The organism is Gilliamella apis (genome assembly GCF_030758615.1).
GTDB lineage: Bacteria > Pseudomonadota > Gammaproteobacteria > Enterobacterales > Orbaceae > Gilliamella > Gilliamella apis_A.
Genome location: NZ_CP132381.1, coordinates 1,989,742 through 2,005,404 on the forward strand (window position 1 = coordinate 1,989,742; position 15,663 = coordinate 2,005,404).

At 34.5% G+C, this 15,663-nt stretch carries 12 protein-coding genes; 1 reads left to right on the forward strand and 11 read right to left on the reverse strand.

Going from position 1 to position 15,663, the window contains the following annotated elements; all coding sequences use genetic code 11:
• Nucleotides 1-3 precede the first annotated feature (3 nt).
• From kdsB to prfC, 11 genes are all read right to left on the reverse strand, one after another.
• A complete protein-coding gene (gene kdsB, locus RAM17_RS09160; RefSeq protein ID WP_110447544.1) occupies nt 4-768 on the reverse strand; it encodes a 3-deoxy-manno-octulosonate cytidylyltransferase in 765 nt (254 codons plus the stop codon).
• A 21-nt stretch (nt 769-789) separates the two neighbouring features.
• Entirely contained in the window at nt 790-975 is a 186-nt protein-coding gene (locus tag RAM17_RS09165) for a Trm112 family protein (protein WP_086359461.1), read from the reverse strand.
• Complete coding sequence (gene lpxK, locus RAM17_RS09170) at nt 972-1,985, reverse strand: tetraacyldisaccharide 4'-kinase (RefSeq protein ID WP_110448039.1); 1,014 nt, start codon at nt 1,983-1,985, stop codon at nt 972-974. Before lpxK ends, RAM17_RS09165 begins: the two co-directional genes overlap by 4 nt.
• Nucleotides 1,986-2,075: 90 nt before the next feature.
• Entirely contained in the window at nt 2,076-4,361 is a 2,286-nt protein-coding gene (locus tag RAM17_RS09175; RefSeq protein WP_181414644.1) for a DNA internalization-related competence protein ComEC/Rec2, read from the reverse strand.
• A 242-nt stretch (nt 4,362-4,603) separates the two neighbouring features.
• Nucleotides 4,604-4,873 (reverse strand): HU family DNA-binding protein, encoded by a 270-nt coding sequence (locus tag RAM17_RS09180; protein ID WP_306239954.1) that lies wholly within the window; start codon nt 4,871-4,873, stop codon nt 4,604-4,606.
• 99 nt (nt 4,874-4,972) lie between these two features.
• Entirely contained in the window at nt 4,973-6,655 is a 1,683-nt protein-coding gene (gene rpsA / locus RAM17_RS09185; RefSeq protein WP_110447542.1) for a 30S ribosomal protein S1, read from the reverse strand.
• A gap of 127 nt (nt 6,656-6,782) precedes the next feature.
• Nucleotides 6,783-7,463, reverse strand: a complete 681-nt coding sequence (cmk, locus tag RAM17_RS09190) for a (d)CMP kinase (RefSeq protein WP_110447541.1) — start codon at nt 7,461-7,463, stop codon at nt 6,783-6,785.
• 1 nt (nt 7,464) lies between these two features.
• Nucleotides 7,465-8,748 (reverse strand): 3-phosphoshikimate 1-carboxyvinyltransferase, encoded by a 1,284-nt coding sequence (gene aroA, locus RAM17_RS09195; protein WP_110447540.1) that lies wholly within the window; start codon nt 8,746-8,748, stop codon nt 7,465-7,467.
• 27 nt (nt 8,749-8,775) lie between these two features.
• Nucleotides 8,776-9,648, reverse strand: coding sequence for a helix-turn-helix domain-containing protein (locus tag RAM17_RS09200; RefSeq protein ID WP_110447539.1), 873 nt, complete (start codon nt 9,646-9,648; stop codon nt 8,776-8,778).
• Nucleotides 9,649-9,748: 100 nt separating this feature from the next.
• Entirely contained in the window at nt 9,749-12,628 is a 2,880-nt protein-coding gene (gene ptrA, locus RAM17_RS09205; protein ID WP_110447538.1) for a pitrilysin, read from the reverse strand.
• Nucleotides 12,629-12,966: 338 nt separating this feature from the next.
• Nucleotides 12,967-14,559 carry a peptide chain release factor 3 gene (prfC, locus tag RAM17_RS09210; RefSeq protein WP_110447537.1) on the reverse strand — a complete coding sequence of 531 codons (1,593 nt, stop codon included), beginning with the start codon at nt 14,557-14,559 and terminating at the stop codon, nt 12,967-12,969.
• A 199-nt stretch (nt 14,560-14,758) separates the two neighbouring features.
• On the opposite strand from prfC, the gene ilvY reads away from it, so the two are divergent.
• Entirely contained in the window at nt 14,759-15,661 is a 903-nt protein-coding gene (gene ilvY / locus RAM17_RS09215) for an HTH-type transcriptional activator IlvY (RefSeq protein ID WP_110447536.1), read from the forward strand.
• Nucleotides 15,662-15,663: the final 2 nt, after the last annotated feature.

Consider the following 15,663-nt stretch of genomic DNA (forward strand, 5'->3'; position numbering starts at 1 on the left):
ATTTTATTCCTGATATAATGCTCTAACTTTATCTAAGTCCTCTTGGGTATCAACCCCAATAGCCGGAGCTTGTTTGGCCACCGCTACATGTATTTTCTCACCATACCAAAGAACTCTTAATTGTTCTAACATTTCTATCTGTTCTAAAGCAGAAGGTGCCCATTGAATATATTGACGAATAAAACCCGCACGATATGCATAAATACCAATGTGACGTAGGTAAAAGTCACCAATCGAATCAAGTTTATTTTGTTCACTCAATTGAGCAAAACGATCACGCTCCCACGGAATAGTCGCCCGAGAAAAATAGAGTGCATAACCATCTTTATCCATAACCACTTTTACAGCACCTGGGTTAAATGCTTCTTCAACGGAAGCAATCGGCACAGCTAAAGTTGCCATTCCTGTCTTGTATTTCACTAAATTATCAGCAACTTGATCAATAATAATCGGTGGAATTAATGGTTCATCACCTTGAACATTTACAATAACTTCATCGTCAGCCAGTTGAAAAGTATTAATGACTTCAGCTAAACGTTCAGTTCCTGAGTTATGCTTATCACTCGTTAAAACGACCTCACCACCATAGCTTTGCACTACATCAAAAACTTGTTGGTTATCAGTGGCAATGATAACTCGACTAGCCGATGACTTTTGCGCTTGTTCCATTACTCGAATTATCATCGGTTTGCCATGGATATCAGCAAGGGGTTTTCCCGGTAAACGGCTTGAAGCATATCTAGCAGGAATAATTACTGTAAAACTCATAAAATTACCTCAAAACTTTAATTATTCTTTATTACAATTAGATTGATTTAGTGAATTTGCTTCGCTTGCTAATAATACCGGTATCCCTTCTTTTATTGAGTAAACTAACCTATCATTTTGGCAAACTAATTGTTGATGTTGCTTATCGTATTCTAATTGTCCATGACATTTAGGACAAGCAATAGCACTTAATAACAGTTGTTTCATTTTTTTTCTCTTTGTAATTTTCTTTCTACAAATAGTGAATAAATCTTTTCAATAGCCTGATTGGGTATCGTAGCATCAATTGGTAAATACCACCAATTAGGTAATGCAAATTGTCGACATTTCACTGCATCTTTTTCGGTCATTAAAAGTGTTTGATTACTTTCAGCTATTTTCTCTAACAATGGCAGGCTAAAATTTTGATGATCAGCAAAAGATTCTGTATGTAACAAATCTGCATTCATTTTTATTAACATATCAAAGAATCGCTTTGGATTACTAATACCAGCAATGGCACAAATATGATGTAATGCCGATAATTGGCTTTTTTCATTGGTTAGTAGATTTACCGCGTAACTAGGGGTTAATTGCATAGTATAAGTTTTATCTGGATACTGATTTGATATATCGCACGAGCTGTCACCATTTATCATAATTAAATCTACTGATTTCAACCGATTTGTTCGCTCTCTCATAGGACCTGCTGGGATCCACCAACCGTTTCCGAATAGTCGTTTACCATCAACGACTACGATCTCAATATCACGAGCTAATGCATAATGCTGTAAACCATCATCAGTTAAAACAACATCCAATTGATATGATTTTAATAATTCTTTAACTGCCTCGACTCGCTTAGGTGCGACCGCAATTGGTATTTGAGTTCTTTGATAAATTAAAATTGGTTCGTCACCAGCTTGAGCAGTGGTAGTATGTTCATCTAAAATTAATGGATAATGGTCGGATTTTCCACCATAACCACGAGAGACTAATCCAACTTTCAGGCCTTTAGCCTTTAAGGCTTCAATTAAACTGATTGCCAGAGGCGTTTTACCATTACCTCCTGCTGATAAATTACCAATGACAATAATGGGAATTGGAGATTGCCATGCTTTGAATATACCAAACTTGTATAATTGACGACGAATAAAGCTAATACATCCATACAATAATGAAAATGGCAACAACAACCAAAATGATTTATTTTTACCATACCATAGTTTCTCAATCATAACTTTATTATGCTCTCTAATTCCAATAATTTTATTTTTATATAGTGGATAAATACATAATTTATAAACCATACTAACAATAATTCTATTTTACTCATAAAATGATAAACTACCAAACCAATCATGATACCATCTTGGATTGATATCTTGTCGCATAGTTTTTTGTTGCCATGATGTTGGATAAAAAAATAGACTTATTTGCCCCTCCTTACCTGTAACATAATAATTAATATTTAGCGCTTTATAACGATTAGTTATCTTATTGGAAGGTAATCTCCATGGGTTATAACGTGATGTTGAAGTTAGTGAATTAAAAGGATTAACATAATTTAAGAATGAATAACTTGATGAAGTAGTACTACCGTGATGAGGAGTTTGTAGAATGGTTGAATGTAGATTACGTTTATATTTAACCACTAAATCATATTCTTGTTTACGTTCTAGATCACCCGTCAACAACACTGAAAATTGACCATCAGTAATTTGTATTACACATGAATCGCCGTTATTAGGATCACTCACTAATTTGTTCGGCCATAACACATTAAAGCGTAAATGTTGCCAATGAAATTTATGATCAGCTAAACAGTTATAATCATTACTCAAACTTGAAGATGAACTCATTAACCACGCATCAGGATAACGTTGTCGTAAATAGCTTAAACCACCAATATGATCATTATGACTATGGCTAATAATAATGCCTTCAACATTCAGATTATGCCATTGTAAAAAAGGGATGATTACTTGCTCAGCCGCTGAACTATTTTCCCATTTTGCACCAGTATCATACAAAATGGCTGATTTACCATTGTGAATCACAATGGCCAATCCATGTCCAACATCCAACATATCCATTCGCCATAGATAATCGGGTTGTTTATAAATTGGCGAAAATAATATTGTCATAACAATAATAATAGAAAAGCTGAAACGTCGCCAAAATTCTATCCTAATAATGATAATAGTTAACCATCCAATACTACTAAACAAATAAAAATCCGCTGGTATATTTAGCCATAAAATATTTAAATATTCTAAGCAATAAAAAAGCCATTCTAGCGAAGTTTGCGCAACAAACCATAACCATAAAGCAAGATAAAAACAGTCCATCAGACTAAATAATAATGCCAATAAAATCGCGGGAAAGGTGATTAACGAAACAATAGGAATTGCAATTAAGTTAGTTAACAACGCAACAACACTTATACCATGAAAAATAAATAATTGGATAGGAAGCAATAATAATGTTAAACCAAATTGTAAATGTAATAATCTAATAAAATACCATCGTTTTTTATTTTTTAACGTGCTAGCTAATGGCAACCATTCAAATAAAAAAATCAAGCTAACCACAGCATAACAGGACATCCAAAAACTTTCAGATAGTATCATTAGCGGATCCAAAATTAATAATAACGCTATAATACGGTTAATTTTCTGCCACGCGCTGATGTGATTATTTTTATAACGCAAATATATCCAAATTGATAATGCTAAAATAGCTCGTAATGCTGGAGGATTAAAACCAGTTAACCATGTATAACATAACGTTGTTAACCAACCAATTAATATGGGTAATAATAAATGGCTATAGCGTTGTGGAAAAAAAAACAGTAATCCTTTTAGCAAAAAACAACTAATATAGAATACTAACAGAATATGCATTCCTGAAATTGCCATTAAATGAGCTACACCGGTTTGCATCATAGTTAAACGATTATGATCAGAAATCTGTGAACGGTCACCAAATCCTAATGCTAATAAAATGCCTCGATAACTAAACAGATTAATATAAGCTAAACATTTATCAGCAATACTTTGTCGAATATTAAACTTTTTTTCGAGCAAAACTGATTTAATAACTTTAGCTTTTAACAAAGTATGATTTGCAATGGCAAAACGTTGTTTATCAAATGAGCCTTCATTTAAATAACTTTGCGTCACTTTAGTTTTTATTGTTAATTGCCAAATTTGACCAGCTTTAATTAAATCTGATTGTTGCCAATAAATAATAATAGGTATTGGTGATGATAAAATCTGATCTGAAATTTTTAAAATGGAAAATTTTGCATAATACGGATTGTTTTTTTTGGGGGAATAAATTTGAGTATTAATAGTTTCAACTTTTGCTGTGACGACTAATGTCTGGTCAATATATGGTTCAATTAGGCTTAAATATTGTTTTGCATTTGCTGTAGACCAGAGAAAACTTAATATAAAAACAGCAATCACACAAAGATAGTAATGGCGTCGTATTGACCATACTAAAATAATAACAATGAATACCCCAGCCAAAACAAGCCAACTTGTTTCTGAAGGCAATGATGGCAAAAACATTAATGACACACATCCTAAGGTGAATACAATTGCCATTAAATCTATTGAACCGTAATGCCGCATCAATTTCTACATATTAATATTGTTCAAATATTCAATCTAATATGTTAGAACTTTCTATGGATTATTTTACCTTTAATTTTAGAGCTACATTCCAATTTAAAAATTACTATTTCTGTTTCTATTGAGAATCATTCATCTAATTAATAAAAAAGCCTTTGATTTTACTCAAAGGCTTTTTTATTAAATGGATTGAAATTATGCTTTAGCTGCATTATTTACACGTTCACGTAACTCTTTCCAGGTTTAAAGTGAGGGATATATTTGTGTTTAACCTCAACATTTCCTCCTGTTCTAGGGTTTCTAGCTTTACGTGGAGCGCGGTAGTTAAGACTAAAACTACCAAAACCGCGTATTTCAACACGATCATTACTTTCCATCGCTAAAGCAATTTGTTCAATAATGTCTCTAACAGCATCATCAACAAGTTGCACAGGAAGGTGTGCCCGCCAGTTGACTATTCTTTCTGCTAAATCGGATCTGTTCATGGTCACTCCTAATTTATTTTATGTGGTATATATTTTATTCATTTTATACCACAAAAGAAAAAGAGGGCAAGCCCTCTTTACTCTTTGAATAAATATTTTTTACTCAGTTTTTGATGCTGCTTTAAATGCTTCAGCCATTGCATTAGTAAATGATGCATCTTCTTGAGTTGCAGTATTATTTACAGCTGCTAATGCTTCTTTCTCATCAGCTTCATCTTTAGCACGTACAGATAGTGAAATTGCACGAGTTTTACGATCGATATTTACGATTTTCGCTTCTACTTCATCACCAACATTTAATGCAGTAGTTGCATCTTCAATACGTTCACGAGCAATATCTTGTGCTTTTAAGTAACCTTCGATACCGTCAGCGATTTCAACTGTTGCACCCTTAGCATCAACTGCAGTAACTTTACCTTTAACAATTGCGCCTTTTTTGAAGTTAGATGCAAAGCTGCTGAATGGATCGTCTTCAAGTTGTTTGATACCTAATGAAATACGTTCACGGTCAGCATCAACTTGTAAAACAACAGCTTCAATATCGTCACCTTTCTTATAAGCTTTAACAGCTTCTTCACCTGGCATATTCCAAGAAATATCAGAAAGATGCACTAGACCATCAATACCACCATCTAAACCGATGAAGATACCGAAATCAGTGATTGATTTGATCTTACCGCTAACTTTATCACCTTTATTGTGTGATTCAGCAAATTGTAACCATGGATTTGGTTTACATTGTTTAAGACCAAGAGAAATACGACGACGTTCTTCATCAATTTCAAGAACTACAACTTCAACTTCATCACCTAAGCTAACTACTTTAGATGGATGAATATTTTTGTTAGTCCAATCCATTTCAGAAACGTGTACTAAACCTTCAACACCAGTTTCGATTTCAACGAAACAACCGTAATCAGTTAAGTTAGTTACTTTACCAGTTACTTTAGTACCTTCTGGGTAACGTTTAGCAATTGAAACCCAAGGATCTTCGCCTAATTGTTTTAAGCCAAGAGAAACACGTGAACGGTCTTTATCGAATTTAAGAACTTTAACAAGTAATTCTTGACCAACTTCAACCACTTCGCTTGGATGTTTAACACGTTTCCAAGCCATATCAGTGATATGTAGTAAACCATCAACCCCACCAAGATCAACGAATGCACCGTAATCAGTAAGATTTTTGATAATACCTTTAACTTCAGAACCTTCTTGTAGATTTTCAAGAAGTTGTTCTCTTTCTGCGCTATTTTCAGATTCAATTACTGCACGACGTGAAACAACTACGTTGTTGCGTTTTTGATCTAATTTAATAACTTTTAATTCGATCTCTCTATTTTCAATATGAGAAGTATCGCGTAATGGACGAACATCAACAAGCGAACCTGGTAGGAACGCTCGAACGCCATTAAGATCAACCGTAAAGCCACCTTTAACTTTACCATTGATAACACCTAAAACTGTTGCAGCATCTTCAACTGCTTTTTCTAATGTTAGCCACGCTTCATGACGTTTAGCTTTTTCACGAGATAAGATTGTTTCGCCAAAGCCATCTTCAATAGAATCAAGAACAACGTCTACAACGTCGCCAACTTGAACTTCTAATTCACCTTGGGCATTTTTAAACTGCTCTACTGGAATTGCTGATTCAGATTTTAAACCAGCATCAACTAAAACAACATCTTTGTCGATTGCAACGACAGTACCACGGATCATATTACCAGAACGAGTGTCTAGTTGATTTAAAGACTCTTCAAAGAGTTGAGCAAAAGATTCAGTCATATTTTATATACTTAAATTAATATTAACGTCCACATTACATCCTGTCTTGTGGGGTTGTTTATGTTACTCCACTTACATCCTTATAATGGAGCTTCGTTTACACAATAAGTTTACATACAATATAAACTTATAGCGCAAGTTTTTCTTTTATATACATAATAGCTTGATTAAAAACATCTTCGATAGAGAGAGATGTGGTATCAATTATTAATGCATCAACTGCAGGCTTTAAGGGCGCAACCGCTCGATTTCGATCTCGCTCATCACGCGCAGTTATCTCCTGCAAAATTTCGGGGAATTTAGCATGAATTTGCTTATCTTGCAACTGTTTCATTCTTCTTTCTGCTCTTGATTGAGCGCTAGCATCAAGAAATATTTTTACAGGGGCATCGCTGAACACGACTGTGCCCATATCACGACCATCGGCAATTAATCCAGGCAATTGTCGAAAATCACGTTGACGCTGTAATAGGGCTGTTCTTACTTCATTTATTGCAGCTACTTCTGAAGCTGCTCCACCAGTTTGTTCGGTACGAATCTCTTTTGAAACATCAACCCCAGCCAACAATACTTTGACATCACCATGACTGCTATCAAATGTTAACGGTAAATTCAATGCGAGCACAGTTAGCTGAATAATATCATCTAAAGCAATATTTTGTTTTAACGCCGCTAGCGCTAACACACGATAGATAGCACCTGAATCCAAAAGATGCCAGTTGAAGTGATTTGCTAACGCTTGACATAATGTACCCTTACCTACACCACTTGGACCATCAACAGCAATAACAGGAATATTTTTTGTCATGTTATATTTCGCTTAATCGTTTAAATTGTTCAAAATAATCAGGAAATGTTTTCATTGTACACTTCGGATCTAAAATAGTTACCGGCGTATCAGAGAGTGCAACTAATGAGAAGCACATAGCCATACGATGGTCATTATAAGTTTTGATTTCTGCATGATTGAGTTTTGCAGGAGGAGTTATAGTAATATAATCCTCTCCTTCTTCAACAGTAGCACCAACTTTACGTAATTCGTTGGCCATAGCCGATAAGCGATCGGTCTCTTTTACTCGCCAATTGTAAATATTTCGAATTGTCGTTGTTCCATCAGCAAAGAGTGCAGTGGTTGCAATTGTCATCGCAGCATCAGGAATATGATTCATATCCATATCGACACCATTTAATTCACCGCGAGTACACTCAATATAATCATCAGCCCAAGTTATTTTGGCACCCATTTTTTCAAGCACATGGGCAAATTGAGTATCTCCTTGTAAACTTTTTTTACCAACTCCAGTAACACGAACAGTGCCACCTTTAATTGCTGCTGCCGCTAAGAAATAGGATGCTGAAGAGGCATCACCTTCTACCAAATAACTACCAGGCGATTGATAAGTTTGATTAGCTTTAATGACAAATGTCTGATATTGATTATTGATAACCGATACACCAAACATTGCCATCATTTTTATTGTAATATCAATATATGGTTTAGAAACTAGATCGCCAATAATAGTAATTTCAGTATCATTGCTAGCTAAAGGGGCGGCCATCAATAGTGCAGTCAAAAATTGACTTGATACTGAGCCATTTACAGCAATCTTACCTCCAGTAAAACCACCATGGATATGAAGTGGCGGATAACCTTCATTTTCAAGATAATCAATTTTAGCGCCACCTTGACGTAATGCATCCACCAAATGACCAATTGGACGCTCTTTCATACGAGGTTCACCCGTTAATACAATATTATTATCGGCTAAACAAAGTGCTGCAGCTAAAGGACGCATAGCTGTCCCGGCATTTCCTAAAAATAGTTCTAATGGGTGAGCAGAATGTAATTTACCACCTACCCCTTCTATATCACAAATTGTTCGGTCATCTGACAGATGATATTTGATGTTCAACGCTTTTAAAGCATCAAGCATATAGCGAACATCATCACTATCAAGTAAATTAGTTAATCTTGTTTTACCTTGACTAAGTGCAGATAATAATAGTGCACGATTTGATACACTTTTAGAACCAGGTAAATTAATGGTACCACTAAATTTTTTTATCGGTTGTAATGTTAAAGATAACATAATGACTCTCTTTAGTAATTTTAATATTCTTTAAAAATTTTCTAAGGTGGTTTTTAATAGATCGATTGCTTTATGATCTTTCGCACTATTTTGCCATAACTTATCAAATAAGTGGCGATAACGTTTAATTGCATCTTCTGAAGATGTTATTGAGGCAATCCCTGTGGTTATATTAGGTAGTTCACCTAATCGAAAAGGACTCATTGCCAATGCTAACGCATCTTTATTTTGATAAAATATTTGAAAAGCGATGGATGGGATAGCCTGTTCCGTAATCGCAATTGTTGGCGCATAAGCTTGATCTTCTATCAATTTGATCAAATGATAAATTTCTTTACGAGCTAACAACATTCTTTCAGATTTCTTGCCTGGAGAAATAGTTAAATTGCCAACCAAACCGATGTGCAAAAATCGCTCAACATTACGCAAACTGATTAGATTAATCACTTTTGGTACAGATTGATAAAACTGTGTCTTACGCTCATTTAAAATCGATAATGATGTTGCATATCTTTGCGCTGCAATGGATTCACTCGACTCATTTAACATCATACCTAAATGAGCAAGATAATCAGATGAAGTTAATAGAAAAGAAAAAGGATCAAAATGGGAATAAATGTGCGTAGATTGTTCTTCTAATTGACGCATGCGTTCAAAAAAACCATCACCACTCGAATAGTATTCAGTGTCAATGCCAAGCAAACTAGCAAATGAAGTATCTAATAATGAGGCTAAACGTTCAAGCGTTTCTATTTTGACAATTTCGCCTTTTTCTAAACGGTAAACTGCAGCTCTAGAGATTTTAAGACTTTCTGCAACATCTTCAGCTCTGAGAGAAGCAGCGATACGGTAAGCCCGCAATCGCTGTCCGATAGCACAATAATCAATCGATCCAGTAATCATAATATACTCAAACTATTGGGATTTTGGCAGTGTACCATATGGTAGGTACAATGCCAATTTAATGTAATGATATTTCAGACTAAATACATGCTTGAGTCTTTTATTTTAATAATTCATTTTGTAATGATGATGCATTTTTAAATTCAGTATAGTCAGTGATAGCTTCCGGTTGCTTTTCTTCTTTTTCCGTTTTTCCTATCACTTGTGATGCTATTACTAAACCTTTTTGTTCAATAACGGTATTTTTATAAAAATCAATTAAATCTTGTTTAGTGATTTTCTTAAGTAGTTCTATTTTTTTATCACGAGAATCGAATTGAAAACGAGATAAACGATAATCTGAAATTAAACGTTCAAACTCTTCATCTAAGGATTGCGGAGGCATTGTCTGTTCATCAATGATACTTCTTTTATACTCTTCAATATCCTCATCAGTTAACGCATCTAATTTATTTAACATTGCTGGGTAAAAGGCTTGATAACGTTGTAATAGATAAGCAGGATCCCACTGATTAGTTTGCACAGCAAAACCCAGCCCTACTGATTCACCGATGAAAAATGGAAAAATACCTACAAGATATCCCAATTGTTCATTGCTCCGTAATTGATCAAAAAACCATGGTGACATAATATTAGCTAATGTATAGCCAACTACTTGGCTTTTAGTTGGATCATAATTAGTTGGGAAATAAGTCATTAACAATGCGCTATCGGTACTTTTCGCTTGTTGGGTGATTCTCGCTGTAAACGAAGTTTTAATTGCTATATCATCCAAAGGCGTAAATTCAACATTGCGTTTTAATGTCTTTTGCACTGCATGATAAAGATCCAGAGAATCTTCATTTGAAATATTACCTAAACTAATCATGTAAGGTATCGATTGAGACATCAAGTTATCACGATAAGCTTCAACATCACTAATAGTGATAGTATTTGTAATTTGTCGTCTTTCGTCTCGTTCAAAATAGTGCGGCAATTTAGATAATGCAAGAACTGGCTCGGACGCTAATCGAATACTTTCGAAATGATCTGCCCCATCAAGTCGTTGCAGATACCATGATTTAGCTAATGCTAAACTTTGTTCATCAATAGTCACTTGACGATAACTATTAAGAATAGCCAATACCATTTCTGGTAAATGTTGATTAAAACCAGCAGCTGTTATCATTAAACCATTATCAGTACCAGTAGATAATGACATTCCGGCATTACCAGCTTGAAATTGTAATTGAGTTAAATCACGACTAACTATGTAATCAAGTAACTCAAAAGCAATTGACGTTTTTGCATCTTTAAAAGCCTGATTATTACGTAAAGAAACAGCAATCACAGCCTTAGGATCATTACTAAAATGACGACTAACAAAATGAATATGATTACCACGTTTACTAAATGTAGCTGGTTGAATCTGATCTTCATTTTGTGCAATTATACTAAAATTATCAGGAATATAAGGATTTAATTCAGGCAGACTAAACGAAAAATCTTTAGCTAAATTAGTCCACGTTGCTTTTAATTCATCTGTAATATTATCGACCTTATAAGGCGCATTAAGAAAATATGCAGTTTTATCGGTGGTTTGATTTGGAGCAATCAACCAAACTCTAGCATTATCGGGAGTAAAACTTTTGATTCGAGTGATGATAGCTTCTTTATTCAAATGTTCAGCAACATAATCCGCATCTAATACATTTTTAACTGGATAAAGCAGCATTTGATCAGATAACCATTCAACATAAGACATATCGCGGTTAACATCTTTATACTTAAACGACAAAGCAAAAACTTTTTTTATCTCATCGTAATAAGCTTCTGAAACGCCCTGTTTTTCAATTAATTGTAAATAATTGAATATAGCTGCAATCACCTTGTCTTTTTGTGCCAAACCTTCATCAGTTAAAATAACATTAATATTAAATGTCCCACTATTACCATAATATTTACTATCACAAGTTGTTTGAATAGCTTCAATCAAGCCTTGTTTTTGTAACTGATCAGCTAAGGTATTTTTACTATTATTACTAATTAAATAGATAAGATATTCATTGGTTTTATCTGCAAATTTATCGATGTCATTTTCGATTGGAAATTTTAGAGACAACATTTTTCTAGGTTGAGCTGGTATCATGGTAATTTCTTTACCAGTAAACTCCTGAGTTATCGCTGGTTTAGTAATTGGTGGAACAACAATATTTTTATTAGGAATTTGACCGTAAGTAGATTCAGCCAAAGTTTCTAATTTTTCAATGGATTGATTACTATAAATAACCCCAACCATAATATTAGCTGAATAATATTTATCATGAAAATTAACCAATTCATCTTGCAATTTACTATTATCTTTATCACTTAATGTTTCTAAATTGCCTCCAGAAAATTGTGCTGCTGGATGATTAGGATTAATCGTTTCAGAATCAACTTGCTGAATGCGGAAACCATCACTCGATCGGTACATCGTCATTTCAGAACTAACGGCATTACGTTCTTTATCAGCAAATTTAGGATCAAAAATTGGCTCAGCAATCGCATCAGCTAAATAATCTAATGCAGTATTAATCACACCGTTTTCAACTTCAAAGAAAAATGCAGTCCGATTACCACTGGTAGTAGCATTATAGTTACCGGCATGTCGTGACAAAAACTCAGTAAAGCTTGACGGTTGAGGATACTTTTTCGAACCCATTAGCACCATATGTTCTGTGTAATGAGCTAATCCTTGTTGAAGTACTGGATCATATAGTGAACCAACAGGCAATGCTATTGATCCGAGTGATTTGGTTGCTTTCGGATCTGAAACTAATAAAACTCGCATTTTATTATTAAGTTCAATCACTTCATATTGACGATCATCTCGTTCGCTTTGGTGAACTTTATTTGATAATACAGAATGTTCATGCTTATTCTCAATAGCAAATGAACTATTAAATGTAAAAACGGTTAATGCAGTAATAAATAGTGTTTTAGTTTTCATGTTATTCATAGAATTCTCGCCTAATTTAAAAGACAGTATAATCGAAATATAAATATAAATGAAAAAGAAAAATTTATTATTTGGAATTCAAAATTACAGTCAAAATTCAAGAATATAAAGGTATATAGAAGGTATGATTAATTACAGCTTTATTAATAGAAGAGAGCAATATAGTGATAATCGATTTTGCATAAAAATAGCAATTATCTAAAAGATATGGTTAAACTAACATTATCGTATTAAAAATACAACAAATTAATAAATAAAAAAGGGCTAAAAATAGCCCTTCCTCATTATCAGATCATTAATAGTGTTCTCATTGTTAATCTTAATTACCGAGTAACCAATTAATGCTCACGTGTTTTTCTAAATTCAACATCTGGATAACGTTCTTGTGTTAGATTTAGATTAACCATACTTGGCGCAATATAAGATAGATTATCACCACCATCTAGTGCCAAATTTTGCTCACATTTTCGTTTAAAATCTTCAAGTTTCTTAGCATCACTACATTCAACCCAACGAGCCGTTGTTACATTTACTGGTTCATAAATCGCTTCTACGTTGTATTCAGATTTTAAACGCGCAACAACTACGTCAAATTGCAACACCCCTACCGCTCCAACAATTAAATCATTGTTAGCAATTGGACGGAATACTTGTACTGCACCTTCTTCCGAAAGCTGAACTAAACCTTTTAATAATTGTTTCTGTTTAAGAGGATCTTTTAAACGAATACGACGAAATAGCTCAGGGGCAAAGTTAGGAATACCGGTAAATTTAAGATCTTCACCTTGAGTGAAAGTATCACCAATCTGTATAGTGCCATGATTATGTAGACCAATAATATCACCAGCATAAGCTTGTTCAACATGATCTCGATCTCCAGCCATAAAGGTTAATGCATCAGATATATTCACATCTTTTGCGATACGAACATGACGCAACTTCATACCTTTCTCGTATTTACCCGATACAATACGCATAAAGGCAACTCGGTCACGATGTTTAGGATCCATGTTGGCCTGTATCTTAAATACAAAACCAGTAAATTTTTCTTCAGTAGCTGCAACCTCTCGTTTATCTGTTTGGCGGGGTTGAGGCGTCGGGGCCCAAGCAGTCAACCCATCAAGCATATGATCAACACCAAAATTTCCTAATGCAGTACCAAAAAATACTGGAGTTAAATCACCAGATAGAAAAGCTTCCAGATCAAACTCATTTGATGCACCTTGTACTAATTCAAGCTCATCACGAAGCTGCTGTGCTAAATCATCGCCAATTGTGGTATCGAGTGCTGGATTATCTAAACCTTTGATAATACGAACTTCTTGAATAGTATGACCTTTACCTGTTTGATAAAGATAGGTCTCATCTTTCGCTAAATGATAGACACCTTTGAATAATTTACCACAACCAATTGGCCAAGTAATAGGTGCACACATGATATTAAGTTCGTTTTCAACTTCATCAAGCAACTCCATCGGGTCTCGTATATCACGATCAAGTTTATTCATAAAAGTCAAAATTGGCGTATTACGTAAACGCGTTACTTCCATCAATTTACGTGTTCTATCTTCGACACCTTTCGCAGCATCAATAACCATTAAACAACTATCAACAGCAGTTAACGTTCGATAAGTATCTTCAGAGAAGTCCTCATGTCCAGGAGTATCAAGTAAGTTAACTAAACAATCATTATAAGGAAATTGCATGACCGATGTGGTGATGGAAATACCACGCTGTTTTTCCATTTCCATCCAATCTGATTTAGCGTGTTGAGCATTAGCACCACGCCCTTTAACTGTACCCGCAGTTTGAATCGCTTGTCCAAACAACAATACTTTTTCGGTGATAGTCGTTTTACCCGCATCTGGGTGAGAGATGATAGCAAAAGTACGACGAGCATTAACTTCGTCTAAATAAGCTTGTTCTGTCATAAAATTAATCAATTTAGCTAAGCAAAAATAATGGCGTATTCTAACAGGTCTACATCTATATTGCCATTGAAGAAGACTATTTTGCTATTTGCCTTATTGATATATCTGTGAATAATAGCGGCATTTAATACTGATGATGATATAATCACTATTTGATAATAGTGTTTAATATTAGAAATATCTGAAAATAACCATTAATATGAATATTCGTGACCTAAAATTGTTTTTACATTTGTGTGAGACATGCCATTTTGGCATGAGCGCTGATGCAATGCATGTAAGTCCTTCCACGCTTTCAAGGCAAATCCAACGCCTTGAGGAACAATTTGGGCATCAATTATTTGTACGCGACAACCGACAAGTTCAAATTACTCATGAAGGCGAAAAAGTAAAACGTTTTGCTCTACAAGTTGTAAATCTACATCAACAATTAAAGCAAGAGTTAGATCAATCAGATCAACAATTGGTTGGCGAATTAACCCTATTTTGCTCAGTAACGGCGGCCTATAGTCATTTACCTGATATATTAGATCGCTTCCGCATTCATTATCCACTAGTTGAAATTAAGCTATCTACTGGTGATGCTGCTGATGCAGTTGAAAAAATTCAATCTAATCAGGCTGATCTCGCTATTGCAGGCAAACCTAAACAATTACCGGCTGGTGTTGAATTTATAAAATTAGGCGAGATCGAAATGGTCTTATTAATTCCTAAGCTCAATAGCTCATTTAGTGATAAATTACATCAAAAAACGCCAGATTGGCATAATATTCCTTTCATTTTGCCAGAACATGGCCCCAGCCGACAGAGAATTGATTTATGGTTCAAACAACAGAAAATAACCAGTCCTAGAATTTATGCAACAGTTGCAGGACATGAAGCAATTGTATCTATGGTTGCTTTAGGATGCGGTGTAGCATTATTGCCAAAAGTGGTAATGGAAAACAGTCCAGAAAGAGTTCGCGAACGAATTACTGAATGGTCAACCAATTTAATGGAACCATTTGATGTGGGTATATGCGTCCAAAAAAGGCGATTATCTGAAAAAATTATTTCAGCCTTTTGGGCTCTTGGTAGCAAAAATTTACCATCTAACGGATAAAT

Excerpts from the sequence above, each read along its gene's own strand:
- lpxK (WP_110448039.1), bottom strand. The coding sequence starts at position 1,985 with ATGATTGAGAAACTATGGTATGGTAAAAATAAATCATTTTGGTTGTTG.
- prfC (WP_110447537.1), bottom strand. The coding sequence starts at position 14,559 with ATGACAGAACAAGCTTATTTAGACGAAGTTAATGCTCGTCGTACTTTT.
- RAM17_RS09165 (WP_086359461.1), bottom strand. The coding sequence starts at position 975 with ATGAAACAACTGTTATTAAGTGCTATTGCTTGTCCTAAATGTCATGGA.
- kdsB (WP_110447544.1), bottom strand. The coding sequence starts at position 768 with ATGAGTTTTACAGTAATTATTCCTGCTAGATATGCTTCAAGCCGTTTA.
- RAM17_RS09180 (WP_306239954.1), bottom strand. The coding sequence starts at position 4,873 with ATGAACAGATCCGATTTAGCAGAAAGAATAGTCAACTGGCGGGCACAC.
- rpsA (WP_110447542.1), bottom strand. The coding sequence starts at position 6,655 with ATGACTGAATCTTTTGCTCAACTCTTTGAAGAGTCTTTAAATCAACTA.
- ptrA (WP_110447538.1), bottom strand. The coding sequence starts at position 12,628 with ATGAATAACATGAAAACTAAAACACTATTTATTACTGCATTAACCGTT.
- RAM17_RS09175 (WP_181414644.1), bottom strand. The coding sequence starts at position 4,361 with ATGGCAATTGTATTCACCTTAGGATGTGTGTCATTAATGTTTTTGCCA.
- RAM17_RS09200 (WP_110447539.1), bottom strand. The coding sequence starts at position 9,648 with ATGATTACTGGATCGATTGATTATTGTGCTATCGGACAGCGATTGCGG.
- cmk (WP_110447541.1), bottom strand. The coding sequence starts at position 7,463 with ATGACAAAAAATATTCCTGTTATTGCTGTTGATGGTCCAAGTGGTGTA.
- ilvY (WP_110447536.1), top strand. The coding sequence starts at position 14,759 with ATGAATATTCGTGACCTAAAATTGTTTTTACATTTGTGTGAGACATGC.